We start from the raw sequence: 23,246 nt of genomic DNA, 5'->3' as shown, positions 1-23,246 counted from the left end.
AGGATATCTTCATGAAACGATGGAACGTAGTTCTATCTGTAACCGCAGCAGCGCTGCTTATGGTATCCATTCCGGCACCGACATCCGATGCAGCGGCAGCGGCCAACTCCAAACAACAAGGCGAGCCGGGATTCATGAAGACCGTTAAGGATTTGGACAAGGAGCTGGTGGAGAAGGCGCAGGAGGCTTTGAAGCCGTTTGTAAATGAAGAAATCGACTTTGAAGGCGTACGGTATTCGTATAAAATCGATGGGAAGAAAGAGCCTACTCTTTATTCGAAAGCCTATCGAACCGTAACGCATCCCGTAAAGGGAGCGGAGAAAATATTTGCTGCTGAGGTTACGATCAAAGCACAAACCGGTGAAATTTATCAAATCAATCTCGACCCTCAGCTCTCTTCCTTGGACGAGGGCATCCGGACAAAGATGAAGGCAGCCATCACAGAAACAGAGAAGAGCCTCTCGTATGACGATATTATAAAATTGAACATTGATGGAGCAAGCGGCGAAGTCAGTACGCTAGGCCCTTACCAGCTTGTCATCGACGCGAAAAGCGGCAAAGTGCAAATGGCAATTTATAATGTGCCGAATTCTAAGGTTGATCAGAGGGCTGTCCAAGCTCCTCAACAATATAAATGAAAAAGGAAAGGTCTACGCATTAACCAGAGAACTAGTTGCGAAATCAAAATAGAAGACAACCGAGAATGTTTCGACGGAGAACAGAAGACAGAAGGCAGAAAAAATCAGAGAGGCTGAGTGCCCTCTGATTTTTTTTACATATGATCCGGTTTCTTATGCAAGCCCTACACCATTTGCAGTTCTTGGCTGTGAATATCCACGTACCGTGCGATATATTCTTGGAAGGTGAACTTCTCATCTCCCAGCGAATAGATACGAGCACCTGGCTGCAGAAATCTCAGATCCAAATGCTTAATGACGCTTGGATAAATAGGGTGAATCAAATCGATGAAGTCTGAATCGTAAAAGGCTTGCGCAATTTCCATCGTAGAAATTCCGATTCGCTGCAAAATGTTCATCGCTAAGTAGCGGATAATATGGTAGCGGGGATGGCACACCGTGCAGAATAGATGCTCCTTCTGATAATGCTGCTCGATGAAATTCGCAAGTGGAATATCAATGTCGAATTCGCGTTGGCGGAGATTATACATGAATTCGTTGTGGATCATTTGCAGTTCTTTGGCGGAATAGAATTGCTCGTCAGACAATATGGCGACAATTCGTTCCTTGCTCTCTCCTCGCTTCAATAACCGGAGAACGTTCTGATCCTCGTATCCATACAGCGTATTCTTGTTATTGTAAGTAAATTGAGGGTAGTAGGATTTGAAGTAGGCGTTGCCAATGCTAATTTTCTTGCAATGGGGCGGCAGCCTGCTTAACAAGTAATCACTAGACAAGCGCTCGCCGTAGGCATCGCTCGTCTTCATGTAAATGAACAAATCACAATCGTTCAGCACATGATCGCCGATACCGATCTCTTGGTTGCAGTTTTGGATAGGGAGCACATCTACCAGCTTATAACTGTAGCGGAATGTGTGAGATGCCATCAAATACCTGCGTATGGGAAATACGTGACAATTTCCGAATACAATACATTTTTTCATTCGATATACACTCCCTCATTCTATCTATGATAGACAGAGATAATCGAGCCTCGCGTTCCGTGTTCAGGGGTTACGTGACAGGAAGATAATTGTCAACGGGATTCAGCGGGAATTGATTGAATGGAAGGTGGTAGGTCTCTTTCCCTAGAGTACCGCCCCACTTGGTCTCATAATATTGGTGGTACAACGGGAAGGTAACGTGATGGAGATGGGTGAGCAGGGGATTGGACTTAACCGTCGAAGCCCCAGCATTATGATGGGTCACGCCAAGTCCGGTTGGAACGATCGGGTATCCTGCCAGCACGACTCTTCGGTACCAGTCCTGATCGGAGAAGTACATAGGAAGCAGGTGGTCCCACGGTCCAGCAGCCCTAATTGCGTCCATGTGAAATGCAGCGAGCGTATCCAAGTTAGTGAAGGCGACGCCCCATCGATGCCCAGTCTGCTGCCATGCTGCTAACGTAGCGAGGAATGCATACGGAACGCCTTCATGAGCTTCTGCGTCGGAGTGCATATAGAGAACAGCGTCACATTGCCGCTCAGCGCCCCATCGATGCAGCATATTTTGCGATTGACTATGTGAGAAGGGAACAGGGGGCTCGTAAATCGAAACGATAGAGGATAAGGCTTCTTCATGACGGAGGTCATGGCTGTCTGAATTATCGATGATAACCGTATGCGGCCAGTAGGGCTGGATACTGGCAATGGCCCGATACAATAGATCAAGGCGATTCACATAAAAGATGCCGAGCATGTATTTCATCCTAGCGACCCTCCACAGGTTCCTGCACGAAGCGGATAGGAACTGACCTATTGTTAATATATAATGCACGGCATTGGCTATTGGTCAGGGACAAAATGTCCCTATTTGCAAAAAAAAAACGGCTGAAGCCAAATTTCCCGATGAACCGCGCCGCCTTGTACTTCATGCTTTTAAGTGCATGATCGCTGTGGTATGCTGTGATTTACAACTAGACCGCTTACCGACTTCGAAGAAGATAAGTCATACTGCCAGGGGAGGAGATCATGGTCAGACTGAAAGATATAGCAGAGAGGGTCGGAGTCTCGATATCGACTGTCTCACGCGTTATAAATCATGATGACAGCAGGCGAGTAAGTGAAGAGACGAAGCAGAAAATATGGCAGGCCGCCAAAACACTCAATTATCAGGTAACACCTATAGCCAATCCCAAAGCGCGTACCCGAACGCGGCATCACACATCTCCTATGTCCACTCATGCGATTGGCTGCATCCTATCACTTCCTGACAACAAGTACAATCATCCTTACTTTTCTCCGATTATTCAAGGAATAGAAGCCAAGCTGCTTGAGGCAGGAGCTTCACTTGCTTTTTTACATACCCAAGCTGAACTGAGAAGCACCACGTTGTTTGAATCCCTCTTGAAGTCGTATCAGCTTAGCGGAATCATTTGTGTAGAAGGAATGGATCCTGCTCAATATAAGTGGCTGAAGGAGAGAGTGCCGAACATTGTTGGGATCGATGTAGCAGATCCGTCAATTCCGGTCATCTCCTACGATCGGATGAATGCGGCAAGGGTGGCGGTTGGTCATCTCATTACGAATGGGCACCGCAAGATTGGATTTATTGGAGGGAAAGGGCTGCTTGGACAACTGGAGCGGGAGAAGAGGTATCGGGGATACCGAATCGCTCTTGAGGAAGCGGGCTGTGTATGGAACCCGAATTGGGTCATTGACGCTGAATGGGATGCGGATCGCAGTTATGAACAGATGAAGCAGCTAGTACAACAAGTAGATCGGCCTACTGCGATGTTCTGTGCCAGCGATATGATGGCGATTGCTGCGATGCGGGCAGCAGCGGAAGAGGGACTGTCCATACCCGGGGATCTTGCCTTCATAGGCATTGATGATATTGAGTTCGCCAAGTACAGCTCTCCGCCATTGTCGTCTATTCATATTCCGAAGTACGAGATGGGGTATGCTGCTGCGAAGGCTTTATTGGATGGGCTGACGGATCCATATCCTGCGCCTTTCCGAATGCTGCTCCCTTTTTCTCTGATTGTACGCAAGTCTACCTAAGCGGATGAGGCTGTTCTCAAGAGCTGTTAAACAGGAGATCAGTCCTATAAGATAAGCGAAGACGCCTTTAAAGCCACAGTGTAGTGGGGGAAAGGCGTCTTTCGTCATGCATATTCACTCCCATGTAGGGGTCAAATTGTAAGACGGACTTTTGAACCGGATCCTTGAGTGTTTCACTTCGAGCCTGTTCTATTACGAACGGGAACCGATGATCGATGTAATGAGTTGAGGATACCAGTCCTGAATCGAGTCGAACTTGAATCCGTGCTGTGCTGCCTTGCTTGTATCCAGGCCCCATTGCTCCGGCACGCCGAACGGAGACAGGTGAGCGGTATCGAATGCTGCTGCCTGCTGTGGATCGGAAGTGTCTACGATAAGTGCAGATTTGCCTGCTCCCTCTTCGATGAGCTGAATGATCTGACGGATCGACAGTACCCCGTCCGAGCAGGCATTGACAGGCCCTTCGAAGTGCTGGTTTTTCAGCCAGAATAGGAAGCGGGCTGCTTCATCCGAAGTGATATAGCTCATCTCGGCTTGTGGATTCGGAAGTCCGATAGGAAGCCCCTGTTGTACATGCTCGATGTGGAAATGAAGCCGCTTCGTATAGTCATCCATGCCAAGCACGATTGGAAACCGGACGGCACATACGGGGAAAGAAGCATGCTGGAACAGGACGGCTTCAGCAAGCCGCTTGCCTTCGCCATATGCGATTTCCTGCGGAAGATTGGCTGGTATGGCGTATGTATATGGGGAGAATTCCTCTTCGGAATAGCCTATCTGCCCGAAGGGATAGACAGACAAGGTTGAAGTGAAGATGTACCGCTTCACCTTGCCAGCAAATATCTCACAAGCATGGAACGCATCCTGCGGGTGATAGCCGATATTATCGTACACGACATCCCATTCCGTGTCGCCGACAGCCTGCCGCAATTGTTCAGGCACTGTTCGGTCAAGACGGATACGCGTCACTTGATCACCGAAAGAATCCTCCGTATGTCCTCGTGTTGCAACGGTAACATCCGAGCCTTCTTGAATAAGCAGGTTTACAAGCTTCTTGCCAAAGAAGCGGGTTCCCCCGAGTACTAGCACTTTACTCATGTCATCAAACTCCTTCTCTTACCTGTTTATAGTGTGAAGGGGACGATTTATTCTACCTATGTTGTATTCGCCGATTGCACGGATATTCCTGTACGCCGTATTGAAACTGATCAACTCCATGCAATACGGAGAAGCTAAGGGAGATGCATAGTTTGGATATTTGCCCCAAATATTTAAAATTTGGTTGATGAAAAATTCATCCAAAAACGTGTTGACGGAGGAAAGTTTAGCGTAATATAATGACGACAAGCTTGCAGATGAAACCATTTCGTAGTAAATGTGCTCGCGATATTTTTATCCAAACTTCAATAGATTTTACCCCAAATATATTTGTCTTTTTTGCGCAAAGTGATTCAATACCCAAACTTAAGTACTTGGGTAGCACTCATCATATTCCCATCACATGACCATCAATCACGATCATCACATAAGAAAATCCATCACATCAGACACATTTCAATTATTCACCATTCAGCATGGTGCAAGAAGAAAACTCCTTATGAACCCAAGAATCTAATAGATCTAATACATCCAATACATCCAATAGATCAAATGCACCTATGATCCTATAAATCCCGTCTCGTATGAATTCTAAATACCTCACCATGGAAGCCGACTAGAAAAATATCTGATTGAACGTTAGCTATGTGCTACATGTTTTATTTGCTGACGCTTATTTCCCCTTACCTGCATTTAGCTGCTGCACAAGAGAACTAGCGGCATCGCGTATTGAAAGCGCTTTACTATAGAGGGCGATGTGCTGCTGCAAGCGGGCATTTTGCACAAGGCTTGCAAGCATAATCGAGAGGAGAATGAGGAAATGAAGACAGAGAAGCAAGTTCGAATTGGCATGATTGGTGCACGTGGAAGAGGGACAATCGCGAAATATTGGCATCAGCCGGAGGGACGTTCCATTGTAGTGGGGGCAGCTGATATTTATCCGGAGCGCCTTCAGGAATTCAAGGACGATGTTAACCCGGATGCGTTCGTCACGACAGACTATCGGGAACTCCTTGCACGTGAAGATATCGATGCGATAGCGGTGACCTCGCCTGATTTCTGCCATGAAGAGCATGCCGTAGCTGCGCTGAAGGCAGGCAAGCATGTATTTTGCGAGAAGCCGCTGGCGATTACGGTGGAAGGCTGCGACAACATTTTGAACGCATGGAAGGAATCTGGCAAGCATCTGATGGTAGGCTTCAATATGCGCTACATGAACATGTACCGCACAATGAAGGAAATTGTGGATTCCGGTGTAATTGGCGAGATCAAGGCTGTATGGGTAAGACATTTTGTTGGCTGGGGCGGGTATTTCTATTTCCACGATTGGCATGCGAACTCCAAGAACAGCACAGGATTGCTGCTCCAGAAGGGATCGCATGATATCGATATCATTCATTGGATTACAGGGCGCTATGCGACAAAGGTGAGCGCATTCGGCAGCTTGGACTTTTATGGCGGGGATAAGCCGAATGACTTAACCTGTCCAAGCTGTGAGGAGCGGGCAACATGTACGGAAGCGAGCCCAGGGAGACTGATCGAATGTGCATTCCGTGAAGAGGTGAATGTGGAGGACAACAATATGGTCATTATGGAGCTGGAAGGCGGGATTAAGGCTTCCTATTTACAATGCCACTTCACACCGGATTATCAGCGGAACTATACCTTTATCGGCACGGAAGGCCGGATGGAAAATAACGAAATGGAAGACAAAGTATACGTATGGACGCGCAAATCCAATACAGAGCACGAACTGGCAGATCGCGTGTATCAGATTAAGGAGGCGAAGGGGTCGCATGGCGGAGCGGATCCGAACATTTGCAAGGACTTCGTCGATATGATTCTGCATGGGAAGGAGCCGATAGCAACTCCACTTGCGGGTCGTATGAGCGTGGCTGTAGGTTGTGCGGCAACCGAGTCGATTCGCCAAGGCGGCGGCGTTGTCCCTGTCTCGCCAATCCCGAATTTGGATGCTGCCGCTATCCTATCGGAGGGCTAATCCATGAAGCAGCCGGATAGCTTGCACGTAGACGATGCATCAGGGAGGAAGAGGCGATGAAGGCAACTGAACTTGCAATGCAGCGTTCCAGTGAGCTTGAACCTGGGCGCAACAGTCGAATGGAGCGTATACGCAGGGGGCTGGTGAAGAATTGGCAGTTGTACCTGCTCCTGCTTCCGGTCGTGCTGTACTATATCATCTTTCACTATTTGCCGATGTACGGTATTCAGATTGCCTTCAAGGACTTCATGGCGAATAAGGGGATATGGGACAGTCCGTGGGTTGGCTTCAAGCATTTCGAACGCTTCTTCAACAGCTTCTACTTCGAACGCCTGCTGACGAACACGGTACTCATCAGTCTGTATTCCTTGGCGCTAAGCTTCCCAATCCCGATCTTCCTTGCGCTGATGCTGAACGAAGTGAAGGCCGAGCGGTTCAAGAAGGTCGTACAGACCATTACGTACGCCCCGCACTTCTTGTCGGTCGTCGTTGTTGTGGGGATGCTGTTTATTTTCCTGAATCCGAGTACAGGCATTATCAATCATCTGATCGTGGCGATGGGCGGCGAGCCGATTACCTTTATGACCTCTCCGGGTTGGTTCAAAACGCTGTATGTGCTGTCCGATGTATGGCAGACCATGGGGTGGAGCTCCATCATCTACTTGGCGGCTCTTTCCGGTGTTGATCACCAGCTGCATGAAGCAGCTACCATTGATGGCGCAACACGTGTACAGCGCATCTGGCATATTAACCTGCCGACGATTGCACCGACGATTATCATTCTGCTCATTTTGAATCTGGGCAGCGTCATGTCGGTTGGCTTCGAGAAAGTATTCCTCATGCAAAATTCACTCAACATGAGCAGTTCAGACATCATCTCCACCTATGTGTATCGTACCGGTATTTTGGACGCGCAGTACAGCTTCTCGGCTGCCGTTGGATTGTTCAATTCCGTTGTCAATTTTGCGCTCTTGATTGTTGTGAACTACATTGCGCGGCGTGTCAACGAGACGAGCCTATGGTAAGGGGGACAGAAGATGATCGATCGTTCGTTTGGCGACCGCATATTTAACCTAATCAATTACACGCTGCTTACCTTGCTCACTCTCATCGTTCTGTACCCGCTCGTATTCGTATTGAGCGCTTCTATCAGCAATCCTGAACATGTGCTGCGCGGAGAAATGTGGCTCATTCCGAAGGGGTTCAATTTTGATGCCTATACGAAAATTTTTCAAAACAAGGACATTCTGCTCGGCTACAGCAACACTATTCTATATACGGTCATCGGTACGGCGCTTAATGTCGTGATGACCATCTGTGCCGCCTATCCATTATCTCGCCGTGACTTGGCGGGGCGGGGACTAGTAACCGGACTTATCGTATTCACGATGTTCTTCGGGGGCGGATTGATTCCTACCTATCTATTGATTAAAAACTTGAACATGCTCGATACGCTGTGGGTCATGATTATCCCGAATGCTGTATCCGTCTGGAATATCATCATTATGCGCACCTTCTTCCAGCAGTCGATTCCCGGTGAGCTACAGGAATCTGCGATGATCGATGGCTGCACGCACATTCAAACGCTGCTCCGTATCGTACTGCCGCTGTCCATGCCGATTATTGCAGTTATGGTGCTTTTTTATGCAGTGGGTCATTGGAACTCGTACTTTAATGCCTTGATTTACTTGACGACGAAGGAGAAATTCCCACTGCAGCTTATCCTGCGTGAAATCTTGATTCAAAGCGATTCCGGCAAGTTCGTGAAGCTGACTTCTGAATCAGCGGTCCGGATGAAGATGAGCGTGGAAGGGTTAAAGTACGCTGTACTCGTTGTAGCGAATTTGCCAATGTTGATTTTGTATCCGTTCTTGCAGCGGTACTTCGTGAAGGGCATCATGATTGGCGCATTGAAGGGGTAGATTGCACGGCTATCGGTATCGGTATTCCAATATTGAATAATAAAGGGGGACATGTGATGCGTTCAAGAAAATGGTTCACATTGACGCTTAGTGTGGTGCTGAGCTTCTCATTGCTCGTAACGGCGTGCGGAGGCGGGGGAGGCGGCGGGGCAGCGAACGAGGGCAATCGTGATGAGCGTGTGGCGCTGATGAACAAGGAAGGCATGCCGATCGCGAAGGACAAAATGACGATGACGGCCTTCGCCGGCAAGTTCTTCGCTTCTGCCGATTGGAGCAAGCTGATGCTCTGGCAGGAATACGAGAAAATGAGCAATATCCATATCGAGTGGGAGACCGTGCAGATCGACAGTCTGAAGGAGAAGCGCAACATTAAGCTGGCTGGCGGCGATTATCCGGAGATGTTTTTCGCCTCTGCACTGCCGAAGACGGATTTAATCAAATACGGTAGTCAAGGGACATTTCTCAGGCTGAACGACCTCATTGATCAATATGCGCCGAACTTCAAGAAGATTATGGAGCAGTACCCGATTGTAAAAAAGGGAATTACGATGCCGGATGGCAGCATTTACGGCTTCCCAACCATATTTGATCCAGAGTTCAAATCGCTGTTCTACGGCACACCTTGGGTGAAGCAGGAATGGCTGGAAAACGTGGGAATGAAGGCGCCGACGAATCTGGATGAATTGGTTCAGGTGTTGAAAGCGTTTAAAGAAAAGGACCCGAACAAGAACGGCAAGCAGGATGAGATTCCATGGGGATCCAGGGGCGTCAGCATTATGATCAACTTTTTGCGCGGACCATTTGGATTAAGCAAGAACGGGATAGCCAATCCGAATGTGGATCTTGATCCGGCGACGGGCAAGCTTCGTTTTGTTCAGTCAACTGATGAATATAAGCAATTGCTGCAATATGTCGCTAAGCTATACAAGGATGGACTACTGGACAAGGAAACCTTCACGATGAAGGATACGGACATTACGTCGAAGGCGAGCGCCGGCTTATATGGGTTCTTGGACGGTGTTGATCCGAAGGCCGTGTACAATCAGGACGGCTATGTGGGGATGCCGGTCATTCAAGGAGTGAACGGAGAGAAGCAGCTGACGAATATCGGCTCGCCGCTCGGCAACCTCGGTATGTTCGTCCTGACGGACAAAGCGAAGAATCCAGAAGCCGCAATACGCTGGATTGATCATTTCTATGGCGATGAAGGCGCTAAGATGTTCTTCATGGGCTTTGAAGGTGTTACCTATCAGGTGAACGACAAGGGTGACTATGAATATCTAGATGCAATTAAGAACAACAAGGATGGTCTGAATCTGGATCAAGCCATCAGCCAATACCTAACGTGGCCGGGCGGCTATTATCCGGGCATCGTGAAGCAAAAGTTCTTCAAGGGTGCGGAGGGCTATCCTTCTTCTGTGAAGAATGCGCAGGATGCAGAGCCATTCTCCGTGAAAATGGAGGATGTGTGGCCATCGTTCAACTTCACACCAGAGGAGCAGGAAGAATTGACGACGATCCAGACGGACATCCAGACGTATATCGACGAGATGCGCGACAAGTTCGCCTCTGGAGCGGCAGGCTTCGATCAGTGGGATGCGTATGTGAAGCAGCTGGAGCAAATGAACGTGAAGCGTTACTTGGAGATCTATGAAGCTGCTTATGAGCGTTATAAGGGTGGAAAATAATCTATCCTAAGACCATAAGACCCGCAGTGTGGCACTTGAAAAGTGGCTACCTTGCGGGTCGTTTTTTCGAATAGAAGGATTAGAAAAAAACATTGACACCGTTTTCATTACCAATTACTATGAAATTGCGGATAATTGGGTCACCCAATTTCGAATGAAACGCATGAAAGGTAATGAGCAATGACGATTAAAAAAATTAAGTACCACCGTGTCTATGAAGATGTCATTGAACAAATAGAGAATCTGATTCTCGAAGGCAACCTGGCTCCTGGAGATGTATTGCCAACGGAAAGGGAGCTCGCCCAAGCATTCGGCATTAGCCGCGGAACTTTGCGGGAGGCCTTCCGTATTCTCGAACGAGAAGGACTCATAGAGACGCGCCCCGGAGGCGGACGCTTCTTGAGCAAGACGCTGAACGAAGCCGAAGACAAGAAGCGCATGCTGGAGAATATCGAACGAGCCACGATCATTGAGCTGCTCGAAGCAAGAGAGATATTCGAGACGGGCATCGTCGAGCTTGCTGCGGAACGAGCGACCGAGCAGGATATTCGGGAGATTGAGCAGGCATTTGAGAAATGGGGCAAGATTGACCGTGACTCCGATGATTCGGATGATTCGAATGGTCAAGCCAATCCGGATCAAGCATTCCACCTTTCCATTGCCAAGGCGACACACAATGTTGTACTCGTCAACCTGATCGATCTGCATATCGATCTGCTGCAGAAGACACTTGCGAAGACGGAACATATTCCGGGGCGCAAGGACGATGTATATAAGGAGCATTACCGCATTTTACAAGCCATTAAGGAGAAAAACCCACAAAAAGCAAAGGAAGCACTGCTCTATCACTTGCAACAAGTTAAGCAGAACATTCTGCTCCACAATGGAAGCTCAAAAGGGTGAGCGCATCGCTTCCTTTTGATCATTAAATTGGATCATCCAATTACCCACATTTCCAATACTCCCTAGAACTCACACCTAGACCCTAAAGAACACCGGATAGCAAGCTGCAAACAAAAAATTACAACACGCATTGCGTACTGTGATGGTGGAGGGTACCTATGACAAAAGAACAATTCAAAATCCTGGCCCCGTGCGGGATGCTGGGCTATGGCTTTCCAAGGGCCTCGTTCATGAACGGTATGGCGCATCATCCGGATGCCATTGTCGTAGACGCTGGGTCTACGGATGCCGGTCCCCATAAGCTGGGTGCGGGAACTGCAATCGTCAGCAAGCAGGCTTGCAAGAAGGACTTGGAGATTATGATCAACGCGGGAATCCAGGCGAAGATTCCGATCATCATCGGATCGGCCGGGGGCAGCGGCGCCAAGGTACATGTGGAATGGACACAGGCCATCATCATGGAGATCCTTGAAGAGCATCGCTTCCAAGGCATCAAAATCGCCACGATCTGGGCAGACATTCCTCACGAGGTGGTTGCTGCGAAGCTGGATGCCGGGCAGTGTGCGCCATTAGGCCTGACGGTTGCGCCGCTGACTCAGGAGCGCTTGGCGGCAACGACGAACATCGTGGCGCAGATGGGGCATGAGCCCATTGTAGAGGCGCTTCAAGCAGGAGCAGATATTGTGATCTGCGGACGGGCCTATGATCCGTCTCCATTTGCGGCAGTTGCCATGCTACATGGATTCGATACTGCGCTTGCCTATCATTTGGGGAAAATACTAGAGTGCGCCGCGCTGTCGGCTGAACCGGGTACGACTAAGGATTGCATGCTGGGCATATTGCAGCCGGATTCCTTTATCGTGAAGCCGCTTAGCGAGGTGCGCAAGTGCACAGCCGTGTCGGTTGCCGCCCACACGTTTTATGAGAAGGATCATCCATACATTTTGCACGGCCCAGGTCTGACGCTGGATTTGGAGCATTGCATCTTCACGGAGCTTGGTGATGGCAGTGTAGAAGTAAGCGGCAGTCGAATATCGGAGACTCCGGTGTACAAAATCAAGCTGGAAGGCGCTATGAAGGTGGCCTGCCGTACCTTCGTCATTGCCGGTGTACGCGATCCGCTCCTTATTGCACGGATTGAAGAGGTAGAGGAACTGGTCAAGCAGCAGGTGTATGAGTACTACGATGAAATTTCAAGGGAAGACTACCACATTCATTTCATTAATTATGGCTTGAATGGCGTGTTGGGAGAGCTGGAGCCGAATCGGGCACCTGCTCATGAGCTCGGTGTCGTCATCGAGGTAACTGCCAAGACGCAGGAACTGGCGAATGCGATTTGCAGCTCGGCCCGTTCCACCTTCCTTCATTACGGGTATGAGGGAAGAAAGTCGACGGCTGGCAATCTAGCATTCCCATTTGCACCGAGCGACGTGCCGTTCGGCGACGTTTATGAATTTTCCGTCTACCACTTGATGGAGGTTGCGGATGGGCTGGAGATGTTCAAGAACGAATATACAGAGGTGTAGTCATGAAGCTATATGACGCTGCGGCCGTATTTCGAAGCAAAAATAGCGGGCCCTTCGAGATTACGATAGACGTCTTGTTCAAAGAACCGGAGCTCTATTACAAAATGAAGCAGTCTGGTCGAATGAATAAAGAGACGGTATCCAGGTTATACCAAATCCCGCTTGAACATATTACGCAGCTTGTGTTTTTCGACCAAGCGCTCGGCTTCAAAATTACGTTCGCCAGACAGGTGTCCTCAGGCACCGTATTCGATCGGGATGTATATGGAGCGCAGCAGCATGCGCCGCTCATGGAATTGGAAATCAGCTAAGCAACCGCCCGGAGGTGAGTGGAAATGAAAGCGGCTTCGAAATTAAAGCGGGTGTGGGCGGACAAAGTGCTCTATCTCCTGCTGCTGCCTTGTATTGCGTATTTTCTCATTTTTCATATATGGCCCATTATCGGAATGAAGCTGGCCTTCTTCGACTATCGCATTTTGGGTGACCATGTGTTCGTGGGCTTGAAATATTTCCGCGAATTATTCAGTACACCCATCTTTATGAATGTTCTGGCGAATACGCTCATCATTAGTGGGATGAAGCTGGTATTGCTTTTCCCACTGCCCATTTTGTTCGCATTAATGCTTAATGAATTCCGCAATGGGCGCTTTCGCAAGGCGGTTCAGGTTATCTCCTATTTGCCTCACTTTTTATCGTGGGTCGTCATTACAGGGATATGGTTCGAATTTTTATCCCCATCGACAGGTGCCGTTAATGAGCTCATTCAAGTGTTCGGCTTCCCCGCGCATGACTTTCTGACTGACAAGGGCAGCATTCGCTGGGTTCTGCTGGCGAGTGAGGCATGGCGCAGCATCGGATGGGATTCGATTATTTATCTTGCTGCCATCATGGGAATCAGTCCTAGCTTGTACGAAGCGGCATATGTAGATGGGGCGAGCCGCTGGCATATTGTAACGCGGATCGTGCTTCCGCATTTGTATATTCCGATGGTCACGATCTTCATTCTCAATGTCGGCTTCATTATGAATGCCGGGCTGGATCAAGTATTGAACTTCACGAACGATTCGGTCAACAGCAAGATCGATATCATCGATACTTACGTGTATCGGGTTGGTCTCATTAATGGCCAATATTCGTTTGCAACGGCAGCGAATTTATTCAAGAGCTTAATTGGGGTCATCCTTGTGCTGTCGACTCATTTTATATCGAAAAAAATTACGAACAAAGGCGCCTGGTAAGGAGGGATGCATCTTGCGAAATAAAATAACCGTATCCAAAATGCTGATCGGCCTTATCCTCTCAGCACTTGTCTTAACGATGTTCATCCCGATCATGAACTTGATTGCCAGAGCGCTGTCGAATCCAGACAAGGTTCATATGCTGCGGGGCTATGAAATCTGGCCGCAAGGCTTCTCCCTTATTAACTTTCAAGTTGTGCTCAACAATGCACTGGTCAGCAAGGCGCTGTTGAACTCTTTGTTTATTTCAATTACGGGTACATGCATCAGCGTTATCTTTACCACACTCGCGGCCTATGTGCTGACCCGCAAACATTTAGTAGGCAAGACGCCGATTATGATTTTCCTCATTATTATTATGATCTTCGAACCGGGGATCGTGCAGGAATACATGGTCATTAAGGATTTGCATCTGCTCGACAGCTTATGGGCTATGGTATTCTACCGGATGATCAATGTGTACTACCTGATCATTATGATGCGTTTCCTTGAAGAGATCCCGGACTCCCTTATCGAGGCGGCGAGAATCGACGGTGCCGGACATATTCGAATGTTCGTCAAAATCGTCCTGCCGCTGGCTCGCATACCGCTGCTGACAATCGGGATGTTCTATGCGGTTGCCAAGTGGAATGAATTTTTCAAATCGAGCATTTTTCTATCGAGTCGCGACAATACCGTATTGCAAGTGCTGCTTCGGCAGTTCGTTGTGGAGCGGGACAGCACGGCCTTAATCGGCACAGCCGATCTGCTGAAAAACAGTAATGTGGCACAGTTGGATTTCTCATCCCTGAAAGCAGCGACGATCGTCATTGCCATTATCCCGTTTCTTATCCTCTATCCTGTCATTCTGAGACATTATACAAGCGGAGTGATGGAGGGCGGAGTGAAAGAATAAACAAGCTATTGTGATCAAAGAAATGCATTTTGTTCAAAAAATGCAGTAGCCTTCTTAGTGCTGAAAACCATCTATGAACACAAAGGATTATAAATATGGGGGAGGAAATGCAATGAAAAAAATGATTTTCCTTATGCTTGCCAGCTTGATGATGCTTACTACAGCGTGTGGTTCCAGTGGAACGAAGGATGCGGGAGATGCACAATCATCATCCGAACAAGAGGCAGTCACGATATCAATTGTCGGCAAGGATCTGCCGCCTGATGCAAGGGTGATTAAAGGGATTGAGGAAGGCATGAAGGCAGAAGGAAAGAACATTAAGCTGGAGGTCGTTCCCGTACAGAGCGGAACTTATTCGGAGAAGCTGGGCTTACTGCTGCAAAGCGGCACGATTCCGGACATTATGTACTTCCAAGGCGGGGATTACGCATTTGCCATCACGCAGCAAATCCTTGAAGATCTTACCCCTTACATTGAACAATCCACCCATGTCAAAGCATCCATGAACGTGTTCAATCAAGAACGCACGAAAAACTATCCGTACTTAGTATGGCTGTCGCCAACAAGCAGCCAAATTCCGGTCATGCGCCAGGACTGGTTCGATAAGTCGGCAACAGGCAAGGAATTGCTCGCGAATCCATCCATAGATAACTATTATCATTTTTTCAAAGAAATGAAAGAAAAGAATGGTGCCAAATTTGCCTACACGACAGCGGGCAATCTTGATGAGCTTGATGTGATGTTCGCACAAGCATTCGGTTTGACCTCGACATGGATTAAGGGCGCGGACGGGAAATACGCATTCGGCAAAACTACATCATTTGAAAAGGACAAGCTGGAGTTCTATGCCAAGCTGTATAAGGAAGGTTTGCTTGATCCAGAGTTTCTAACAAAGAAATGGGATACGAAGGAAAAAGCTTTTTATGATGGACAAGCTGCCATTATCGCAGGGACACAGGGCAAGGTGATCGACCTGTACAATAACAAAATGACGTCTCAGAATGGAGCGTCGGCCAAGGTAATGCCTCTCCCGCCAGCGAAAGGCAAGGCGCAAGGCTACCTGCCGATCGATGTCAGCAAGGAAAGCCGCGGCTTTGCGATAAGCAAAGTGTCCAAGCATAAAGATTTGGCTTTTGCTGTACTCGAATATTTGGCTAGCCCGAAGGGGCAAATGCTCGACAAGCTCGGCATTGAAGGTGAAGAGTATGAGATCGTTAACAACAAAATCAAGCTGAAGGACAAATTCGCGGAATGGTATCCGCTATTCGTCGGCTCTACGATTAACTTCAAGCCGGAACATGAATTCGATCCTGCGACACCATACCTGTCTGAACCGGCAATGAAGTCACTGGAGATGATTGATTCTCTGTCGAGCAAGGATAATGCCTTCATAATACCAGCCGAACTTGCCGGCAAATGGGACGCCTGCAATGAGCTGTACAAGGAATTCGCAGCGAACATCGTGATGGGCAGCAAATCGGCAGCTGACTTCGACAAGTTCGTGCAGGCGTGGAATGATGCCGGTGGCAAGGAAATTACAGAGTACGCGAATCAAACGATCAAATAGGAAGCTCGAAAGCTAGAGCGTATGAGACTGGATATCGGGGAGCGAGGCGACTGCCTCGCTCTTCAGGCAGGAGGGAGAGAAACGGGATGGTTTCTTTTGCGCAGCGAGTACAAGGAGCAATCTACGGAACAGCCTATGGGGATGCAATGGGTGCTGTCGTAGAGAAAATGACGTACAGCGAAATTAAAGAGAAGTATGGGCGCGTGGAAACAACGCAAACGAAATGGTGGAAGGCGGATTGGCCGGAGGCAGCGAGGCAGGGGAGAATGAGAGGCCAAGGCATTATTACCGACGATACGTTAATGACGCTCGCATTAATGAATGTATATGTTACGGAACGCCGACACCTGGATGCCTATGATATGGCAAATGAATTCGTGAAGGAGATTGCGTTTCGGCCACGGTATATTCCGGAATTCGGCCGGGAAGCGCTCATTATGGATCGATTGTTCTATCCCGAGAAGCATATTTTCAATCGGCATGTGCTCGCGAATTGTGAACCGCGCGAAGGCGGGTACGGCAATATGGTCAACTGCGGGGCAGCCATGTATATCTCCCCGATCGGCATCGTGAATGCCTGCAATCCGAAGGGAGCCTATGATGAGGCGATTCTGTTCGCATCCGGGCATCAGCTCAGCTACGGCCTCGAGGCGGCAGGCGTAATGGCATGCTGTGTTGCGAAGGCAATGGAGCCGGGAGCGACCGTACATGATATAGCGGATACGGCGCTGCATTATGCGAAGGACGGCACGAAGCGGGCGATACATGACATTTGCGAGACGGCTCTTCTTCTTCAGTCCCGCAAGGAGGATCGAGAGGAAATCGTTCTTTCCTTCCATGAAGTGCTCGCGCGCTATTCACCAATGGGAGACGATGTGCATCGGAGCATACACAAGATCGGCATCCCATCCAATCACTACACGCCAAGCCGATTGTTCGCCATCGAGGAGCTGCCGCTTGCACTGGCTTATATCTTGCTGCACGAGGGCAATCTGCTGGAAGCGGTCAAGGACGGGGTCAGCTCGGGGCGCGATACGGATTCCATCGGCGTCATGATCGGCGCTATTCTGGGGGCTATGCAAGGCGTGCAGGCAATACCTGCGGAAGAGATAGCTACACTCGAAGACATCAATCAGCAGCGCATCGATCAGCACTGCGAAGCATTCATGGAAGCGGCAACCGCGATCATTGGCACGGATGCCCAGTTACATCGAAAAAGAGAGCAAATGATAGATCAGATGATGTAACTCATTTACAGCATACGAAAATGGAAAACGTTCTTACGTTCTAACATTCTTACTTCATAACATGCAAGAGAATAACGACTTAGAGGCGGTGACAGATTGTATGATACCGAACAATTATGTAGAGAAGATTTATGCAGGTTACTTGGGAATGAATATCGGGATTCGGCTCGGAGCGCCGGTAGAGCCGACAATTTGGACCTATGAGCGAATTCAGAATACGTATGGCGAGATTACGGGATATGTGAAGGATTTTAAAAACTTTGCGGCAGATGACGATGCCAACGGCCCTTATTATTTCCTCCGTGCACTCTATGATGATGCGGTGGATCGTGACATTACGCCAAATGATGTGGCGCGTGCTTGGCTCAACTATTCTCGCGAAGGCATCGGCATGTTCTGGTGGGGCGGATATGGCGTAAGCACTGAGCATACCGCGTATATCAATTTGAAAAAAGGAATCTCCGCTCCGCAATCTGGTTCGATTGAGCAGAATGGACAAATTATTGCCGAACAGATTGGCGGTCAGATTTTTATTGATACATGGGGACTTGTGAATCCCTGCAATCCGAAGAAGGCGGCTGACTTTGGCGAAGCAGCGGCAAGAGTATCACATGATGGTGAGGGTGTGCTTGGCGCGAGATTTTTCTGTGCGGCGATCTCGAAGGCTTTCGAGACAGCGAACATCGAAGACATTATTGAAGCAGGTCTAGCGGAAATTCCAAGCGATTCCCTCTACGCGCAGGTTGCGCGTGCTGTGCTCGCCTTCTATGAACAGCATCCGGACGATTTCAGAGCATGTCGCGCGATGCTGGAGCGGGATTGGGGCTACGATAAATATACGGGTGTATGCCATATCATCCCGAATGCAGGCGTATGTGTGCTGTCCATGATCTACGGACAGGGCGACTTTAACCGTACTGTCGAAATCGCGACGATGTGCGGCTGGGATACGGATTGCAATGCTGGCAATGTTGGAACGGTGCTTGGGGTAGCTTGCGGCTTAAGCGGAATCGGGGAACATTATCGCACGCCGATCAATGACGGTATCGTCATGTCGGGCATTTCGGGTTATTTGAACATTCTTGATATTCCTACTTATGCGAAGGAACTGGCGATTCTGGGCTATCGCTTGGCCAATGTGCCATGCCCGCCCGAGCTGCTGGACAGCTGCAAGGAGAACGAAATCCATTTTGACTTCGAGCTGCCAGGCTCAACACATAATATGCGCGTATCTGATCCATTCTTCTGCCGCCTAAAGCATTCTACAGAACAGGCGTACCAAGGAACGGGATCGCTTGAGGTGCTATTTGATCGCATGACTCGCGGTGAGAGCTCGAAGGTGTTCTACAAGTCATTTTACACTCGGGATGACTTCAACGATGAGCGTTATTCGCCTACCTTCTCGCCGAAGGCTTATTCAGGTCAAACGGTATCGATGAAAATTTACCTTGATCAGTGGGGCGGCAATGCGCCGATGACGATTGCCCCATATGTGCGTTTGGCGAAGAGCAAGCGGGATTTGGTACAGGGTTACCGCAAGCTTGTGAACGAGCAGTGGATCGATGTGGAATTTGTCATTCCAGAAGAGGGAGAATTGATTGATGAAGTTGGCATCGTTCTGGAGTCAGACTCTACGCGCAAGCCGAAGAGCCTTGGACGCATCTTCATTGACGAATTCCGGATTTACGGCAAGGCGGCCTACACAATTGACTTCCACAAGCAGGCGATGAGCTTCGGCTGTGTAACCCCATTCGCTCACAATCAAGGGGCATGGAGCTTGGTAGATGGCAGCATGTACGTGATGACAGCCGAGCCTAGCGAGTCTTATGCAGGCAATTATTTTGCGACAGATTACTCGGTTGAGGTTACGCTCAACCCGCAATGCGGCGATTCACATCTTGTTGCGATTCGGGCTCAAGGCGCCATGCGCGGATACCATGCGGGACTGGACGGTAAGGGTCAAGTGTCTTTATACGCCAATGACTTTGGCTACAAGAAGCTTGCCAGCTGTGCCTACCCATGGAAGTTGAATCAGGAGTACGACATCAAGCTAACCGCAGAGGGCAGTACCCTTACACTAAGCATCAATGGCGAGCAATTGCTGCAGCACGAGGATGATGCGTGGAGCTATGGCATGTATGGAGTAAGCACGCTCGGTGCAGCTAGAACCTACTATCGAAAACTGACAATAACGGAGCTGTAAACGATGAGCATAATCGTAATCGGCAGTGCCAATATGGATATGGTTATGCGAACAAGGCGCATTTCACGCCAAACGAAATAGAATGCGGCTTGTATACCAATGTAGAGATTAGGAGTAAGGAGGATGCGATTCCAACACTTGCTGAGCTTGTAGGCAGAATGAGATACGCTTGAAGTGAAGTGCTAGTTCTTATGACCATATTCGACCTTGAGGGAGATTGCCCTTAAGGTCTTTCTTTTTGTCTTCTATAGAATAATCGCAAGAATATGAGGGGAATCGCGGATTGAAAGTGGGACGGCAAAACACGCTGAATAATCATGAATGATTTTCCATTATATACTCTGCGTCTTTTTGCATTCCTCGTAGGTCTAACCTTTGTAAACTTCATGAAGCTACACAAACACACAGTCTAGGCTCACGCCAAACATAAGGAGAGTATAAACAACGATGAAGAAGACAAAAATAGCAATTGCAACAGCGACACTATTGGCAGGTACTGCATTTGCTGGGTTTATGAATACAACTTGGGCTGGTCAAGTAGAGCTGAATACAAAGTCGATAGCTCAGAAGCAAACACTAGCAAAACTGCAACAAAACATGTTCCGCGACATTAAGGTAGAAGAGACAGATGTTATATATACAGTAAAAGGCGAGGCTAATGTATTTGAAGGAAATTTTCAATATGTAGTTAAGCAAGGCGATACAGAAATTACGAAGGGCTTTGGAACAGCGTCGAAGGGTGGCCCAGAATGGGGAATATTCTCGCAAGATATTACAATTTCCAAAAGCAAGCTATCTGCTGACCAGACACTGACACTTGAATTGTATGAAGAAGATGCAGCAACAGGCGAGCCTATGAACAAACTAGAATTCCCTATGAACGAAAATGGTGAAGAAAAGGGAAATAAAGCGTTTCGTGATGCGAAGGTTATAATTACTGCTGTGACATACGCGGTAAAAGGCGAAGCAAACGTACATGAAGGTACGTACCATTACGCGGTGAAGCATGGAGATAAAGTAGTAACTCAGGGCTTTGGAACAGCATCCAAAGGCGGGCCAGAGTGGGGGGCATTCGAACAGACAATTAATGCTCCTGTAGCTGAAATGACGAACGGTACGACACTGTCACTTGAATTGTTCGAAATCGATCAAAAGACAGGAAATGCGATTCATAAAATAGCGATCCCATTGACAAAGACAGAAGAAAAGAAACAAGCTAAGATGTTTCGTGATACAAAAGTAGTTTCTTCCTCTGTCGTGTACACGATTAAGGGCGAAGCAAGAGTGTTTGAGGGGAATTATAATTATGCTGTCAAGCAAGGAAATAAAGTAGTTGCGAAAGGTTTCGGAACAGCAACGAAGGGTGGCCCAGAATGGGGAACATTTACACAAAAGATCTCGGTTCCAGTGAGCAAGCTGTCTGGTAAACAATCGCTTACCATTGAATTGTTCGAAATCGACGAAGCGACAGGTAAAAAGATCAACAGCGTGGTTATACCAGTAAAATAAGAAAATCATAAGTTCTAGAAATGTCCCGCAGTGTCGTTGGCGCTGCGGGATTGTTATATGGATCGTGTTCAATCAGCTTTTACATATGCACAAGGAGGATGCGAAGCCGCGTGAATAAAACCGATTTGGCAAGACAAGCGATTGCTGGCGACGAGGATAGCTTTACGTTGCTTATACAAGAGAAGAGAGAAAGTATTTATCGGATGGCGTACACGTATGTGAGAAATAAAGAGGATGCATTAGAAATCGTACAGGAGACGGTATATCGTGCCTTTATATCTATACACAAATTAAAACAGCCGCAATATTTCAGTACATGGCTGACTAAAATTGCAGTTAACTGTTCATTGGATTATATCCGCAAATCCAAGAAGGTTGTGTATTTGGATAAAGAGCATGAAGGCAGCTACACCCAAGCGGGGCGAGAGGAAGCGCTGGACTTGTACGAGGCGTTGGATCGGCTTGATGAAAAAACGAAAACGGTTATTATGTTGAGATACTTTGAAGATATTCCGCTCAAAGAAATTGCAGAGGTAATGGATGCACCGCTTAGTTCGGTGAAATCCATTCTATATCGTGGGCTGCAAAAGCTAAAGTTGAATCTTGGGGAGAGTGAGTACGATGGAGAATAAAGAGCTTAGTCAATTAAAACAAGCTTATGATGATATTGAAATACCAGAAGAGCTTGCTGTAGTTACACTGAAGGCGATTGAACGAGGGAAGCGTGAACGGCAAAACGTTAAGGAGAAGAGAAGAAATCGCTGGCTGAAGCTAGTAGGCGCAAGCGCAGCTGCTGCATTGGTGCTGTTCGTCATTAGTGTGAATACGATGCCTGCTTTTGCGAAGCAGATCGAAGAGATCCCAGTGCTCGGCAGACTCGTGAAAATATTGCAGTTCAATCAAGGCAGCGCCAGAGGCGGAGAATTGCAGGGTGGAACGGATGTTAGCTTAATTTCGTTGCGTCAGCAAGGCAATAGCGATGTAATTATGCTGAATTTTACAAAAACCTCAGAACAGAATAAGGCCAGAGAGAAGGCAACTTTGTTCAATGTGAAATTCTCAGAATACCCTGATACGATGACGTTTTCCGTATTTGACGCGCGTGCTTTTTCCGCATTGACAGACTTGGCAACATTGAAGAACAGCAGGTACATCGACGATGCTTACCAGCTAATAACTTATGACGATACGACCATCCGATTTAATGTCACATTTAATGAGACCGTCACCTATGAGGTGCGGGAATATGGAGATCCGGCACAGGTTGTCATCATCATCACTCCTGTGAGCAGGGGCGATGAAGGCCGCCAGCCCGTTTATTCTTTACGAACCGCTTCACACCCATTTGGTTCTGCTCAAGCCACTGCAGAAGAAGCGCTGTTCGATTGGGAGAATGTACGAATTCTGAAAGATAGAGAAGGAGAGTATTTTGTTGAAGTTGGGTACTACGCTTCAGAAGATGAGGCTCATCGCATGCTGCAGAAGCTGAAGGAGCAGGGCAGAACCAGTGAGGAATGGTATGTGGAACAAAGGGAGTATATGCAGCTTCCTAAGATGATCCCTGCTACATAGCTGCTCGGTTATGCCAGAGGATAGATAGAGTTTCGTTCCTCTTGTAATGTAATGACAGTTGCAGGTGACCCTTTACGAGATATGAATAAATGGATGTCCAGACTGAAGAACCCGCCGAGAATGGCGGGTTCTTCAGTTGCTTGGAATGGTATGCAAATGATCAAGCATTCTTCATGTTTGTGTGCCGCGAATGCCTTGTC

The 23,246-nt window shown here is 48.1% G+C and carries 20 protein-coding genes; 17 read left to right on the top strand and 3 right to left on the bottom strand.

The window, feature by feature from the left end; translation table 11 throughout:
* Nucleotides 1-11 precede the first annotated feature (11 nt).
* Nucleotides 12-638 carry a hypothetical protein gene (locus tag ABN764_RS19455; RefSeq protein ID WP_446672797.1) on the top strand — a complete coding sequence of 209 codons (627 nt, stop codon included), beginning with the start codon at nt 12-14 and terminating at the stop codon, nt 636-638.
* Nucleotides 639-802: 164 nt separating this feature from the next.
* Here ABN764_RS19455 and ABN764_RS19450 read toward each other — a convergent pair whose 3' ends face one another.
* A complete protein-coding gene (locus ABN764_RS19450; protein ID WP_142546381.1) occupies nt 803-1,621 on the bottom strand; it encodes a WcbI family polysaccharide biosynthesis putative acetyltransferase in 819 nt (272 codons plus the stop codon).
* 70 nt (nt 1,622-1,691) lie between these two features.
* Complete coding sequence (locus tag ABN764_RS19445; protein WP_174811150.1) at nt 1,692-2,384, bottom strand: glycosyltransferase family 2 protein; 693 nt, start codon at nt 2,382-2,384, stop codon at nt 1,692-1,694.
* Between the two features lie 263 nt (nt 2,385-2,647).
* On the opposite strand from ABN764_RS19445, the gene ABN764_RS19440 reads away from it, so the two are divergent.
* A complete protein-coding gene (locus ABN764_RS19440) occupies nt 2,648-3,679 on the top strand; it encodes a LacI family DNA-binding transcriptional regulator (RefSeq protein ID WP_072730098.1) in 1,032 nt (343 codons plus the stop codon).
* Nucleotides 3,680-3,871: 192 nt separating this feature from the next.
* Here ABN764_RS19440 and ABN764_RS19435 read toward each other — a convergent pair whose 3' ends face one another.
* Nucleotides 3,872-4,777, bottom strand: coding sequence for an NAD-dependent epimerase/dehydratase family protein (locus tag ABN764_RS19435; protein WP_446672796.1), 906 nt, complete (start codon nt 4,775-4,777; stop codon nt 3,872-3,874).
* 820 nt (nt 4,778-5,597) lie between these two features.
* Between ABN764_RS19435 and ABN764_RS19430 the strand changes: the two genes are divergently transcribed.
* From ABN764_RS19430 to ABN764_RS19360, 15 genes are all read left to right on the top strand, one after another.
* A complete protein-coding gene (locus ABN764_RS19430; protein WP_446672795.1) occupies nt 5,598-6,776 on the top strand; it encodes a Gfo/Idh/MocA family protein in 1,179 nt (392 codons plus the stop codon).
* A gap of 119 nt (nt 6,777-6,895) precedes the next feature.
* On the top strand, nt 6,896-7,801 hold the full coding sequence (locus tag ABN764_RS19425) for an ABC transporter permease (RefSeq protein WP_227774837.1): 906 nt from the start codon (nt 6,896-6,898) through the stop codon (nt 7,799-7,801).
* 12 nt (nt 7,802-7,813) lie between these two features.
* On the top strand, nt 7,814-8,698 hold the full coding sequence (locus tag ABN764_RS19420; protein WP_446672794.1) for a carbohydrate ABC transporter permease: 885 nt from the start codon (nt 7,814-7,816) through the stop codon (nt 8,696-8,698).
* Nucleotides 8,699-8,754: 56 nt separating this feature from the next.
* Nucleotides 8,755-10,386, top strand: a complete 1,632-nt coding sequence (locus tag ABN764_RS19415) for a type 2 periplasmic-binding domain-containing protein (RefSeq protein ID WP_446672793.1) — start codon at nt 8,755-8,757, stop codon at nt 10,384-10,386.
* A gap of 180 nt (nt 10,387-10,566) precedes the next feature.
* Nucleotides 10,567-11,289, top strand: coding sequence for a FadR/GntR family transcriptional regulator (locus tag ABN764_RS19410; RefSeq protein ID WP_065291321.1), 723 nt, complete (start codon nt 10,567-10,569; stop codon nt 11,287-11,289).
* Nucleotides 11,290-11,447: 158 nt separating this feature from the next.
* On the top strand, nt 11,448-12,815 hold the full coding sequence (locus tag ABN764_RS19405; RefSeq protein ID WP_446672792.1) for an acyclic terpene utilization AtuA family protein: 1,368 nt from the start codon (nt 11,448-11,450) through the stop codon (nt 12,813-12,815).
* 2 nt (nt 12,816-12,817) lie between these two features.
* A complete protein-coding gene (locus tag ABN764_RS19400; protein WP_174809528.1) occupies nt 12,818-13,126 on the top strand; it encodes a DUF4387 domain-containing protein in 309 nt (102 codons plus the stop codon).
* A gap of 24 nt (nt 13,127-13,150) precedes the next feature.
* On the top strand, nt 13,151-14,053 hold the full coding sequence (locus ABN764_RS19395; protein ID WP_446672791.1) for an ABC transporter permease: 903 nt from the start codon (nt 13,151-13,153) through the stop codon (nt 14,051-14,053).
* A gap of 13 nt (nt 14,054-14,066) precedes the next feature.
* Nucleotides 14,067-14,948: a carbohydrate ABC transporter permease gene (locus ABN764_RS19390; RefSeq protein WP_021255373.1), complete on the top strand. Its 882-nt coding sequence runs from the start codon at nt 14,067-14,069 to the stop codon at nt 14,946-14,948.
* Nucleotides 14,949-15,060: 112 nt separating this feature from the next.
* Complete coding sequence (locus tag ABN764_RS19385) at nt 15,061-16,515, top strand: extracellular solute-binding protein (protein WP_446672790.1); 1,455 nt, start codon at nt 15,061-15,063, stop codon at nt 16,513-16,515.
* Nucleotides 16,516-16,601: 86 nt separating this feature from the next.
* The gene (locus ABN764_RS19380) at nt 16,602-17,762 is read left to right on the top strand and encodes an ADP-ribosylglycohydrolase family protein (RefSeq protein ID WP_446672789.1); all 1,161 of its coding nucleotides are present in this window, start codon (nt 16,602-16,604) and stop codon (nt 17,760-17,762) included.
* Nucleotides 17,763-17,862: 100 nt separating this feature from the next.
* Nucleotides 17,863-19,965: an ADP-ribosylglycohydrolase family protein gene (locus ABN764_RS19375; RefSeq protein ID WP_446672788.1), complete on the top strand. Its 2,103-nt coding sequence runs from the start codon at nt 17,863-17,865 to the stop codon at nt 19,963-19,965.
* Between the two features lie 447 nt (nt 19,966-20,412).
* Nucleotides 20,413-21,474, top strand: coding sequence for a Gmad2 immunoglobulin-like domain-containing protein (locus ABN764_RS19370; RefSeq protein WP_446672787.1), 1,062 nt, complete (start codon nt 20,413-20,415; stop codon nt 21,472-21,474).
* Nucleotides 21,475-21,584: 110 nt separating this feature from the next.
* Nucleotides 21,585-22,106, top strand: a complete 522-nt coding sequence (locus tag ABN764_RS19365) for a sigma-70 family RNA polymerase sigma factor (protein WP_446672786.1) — start codon at nt 21,585-21,587, stop codon at nt 22,104-22,106.
* Complete coding sequence (locus ABN764_RS19360) at nt 22,096-23,046, top strand: DUF4179 domain-containing protein (RefSeq protein ID WP_446672785.1); 951 nt, start codon at nt 22,096-22,098, stop codon at nt 23,044-23,046. Before ABN764_RS19365 ends, ABN764_RS19360 begins: the two co-directional genes overlap by 11 nt.
* Nucleotides 23,047-23,246: the final 200 nt, after the last annotated feature.

The organism is Paenibacillus wuxiensis (assembly GCF_040195695.1).
GTDB classification, from domain to species: Bacteria; Bacillota; Bacilli; order Paenibacillales; family Paenibacillaceae; genus Paenibacillus_B; species Paenibacillus_B suaedae.
The sequence above is the reverse complement of the archived record's forward strand: the minus strand, read 5'-3'. Positions and strand labels throughout refer to the sequence as shown.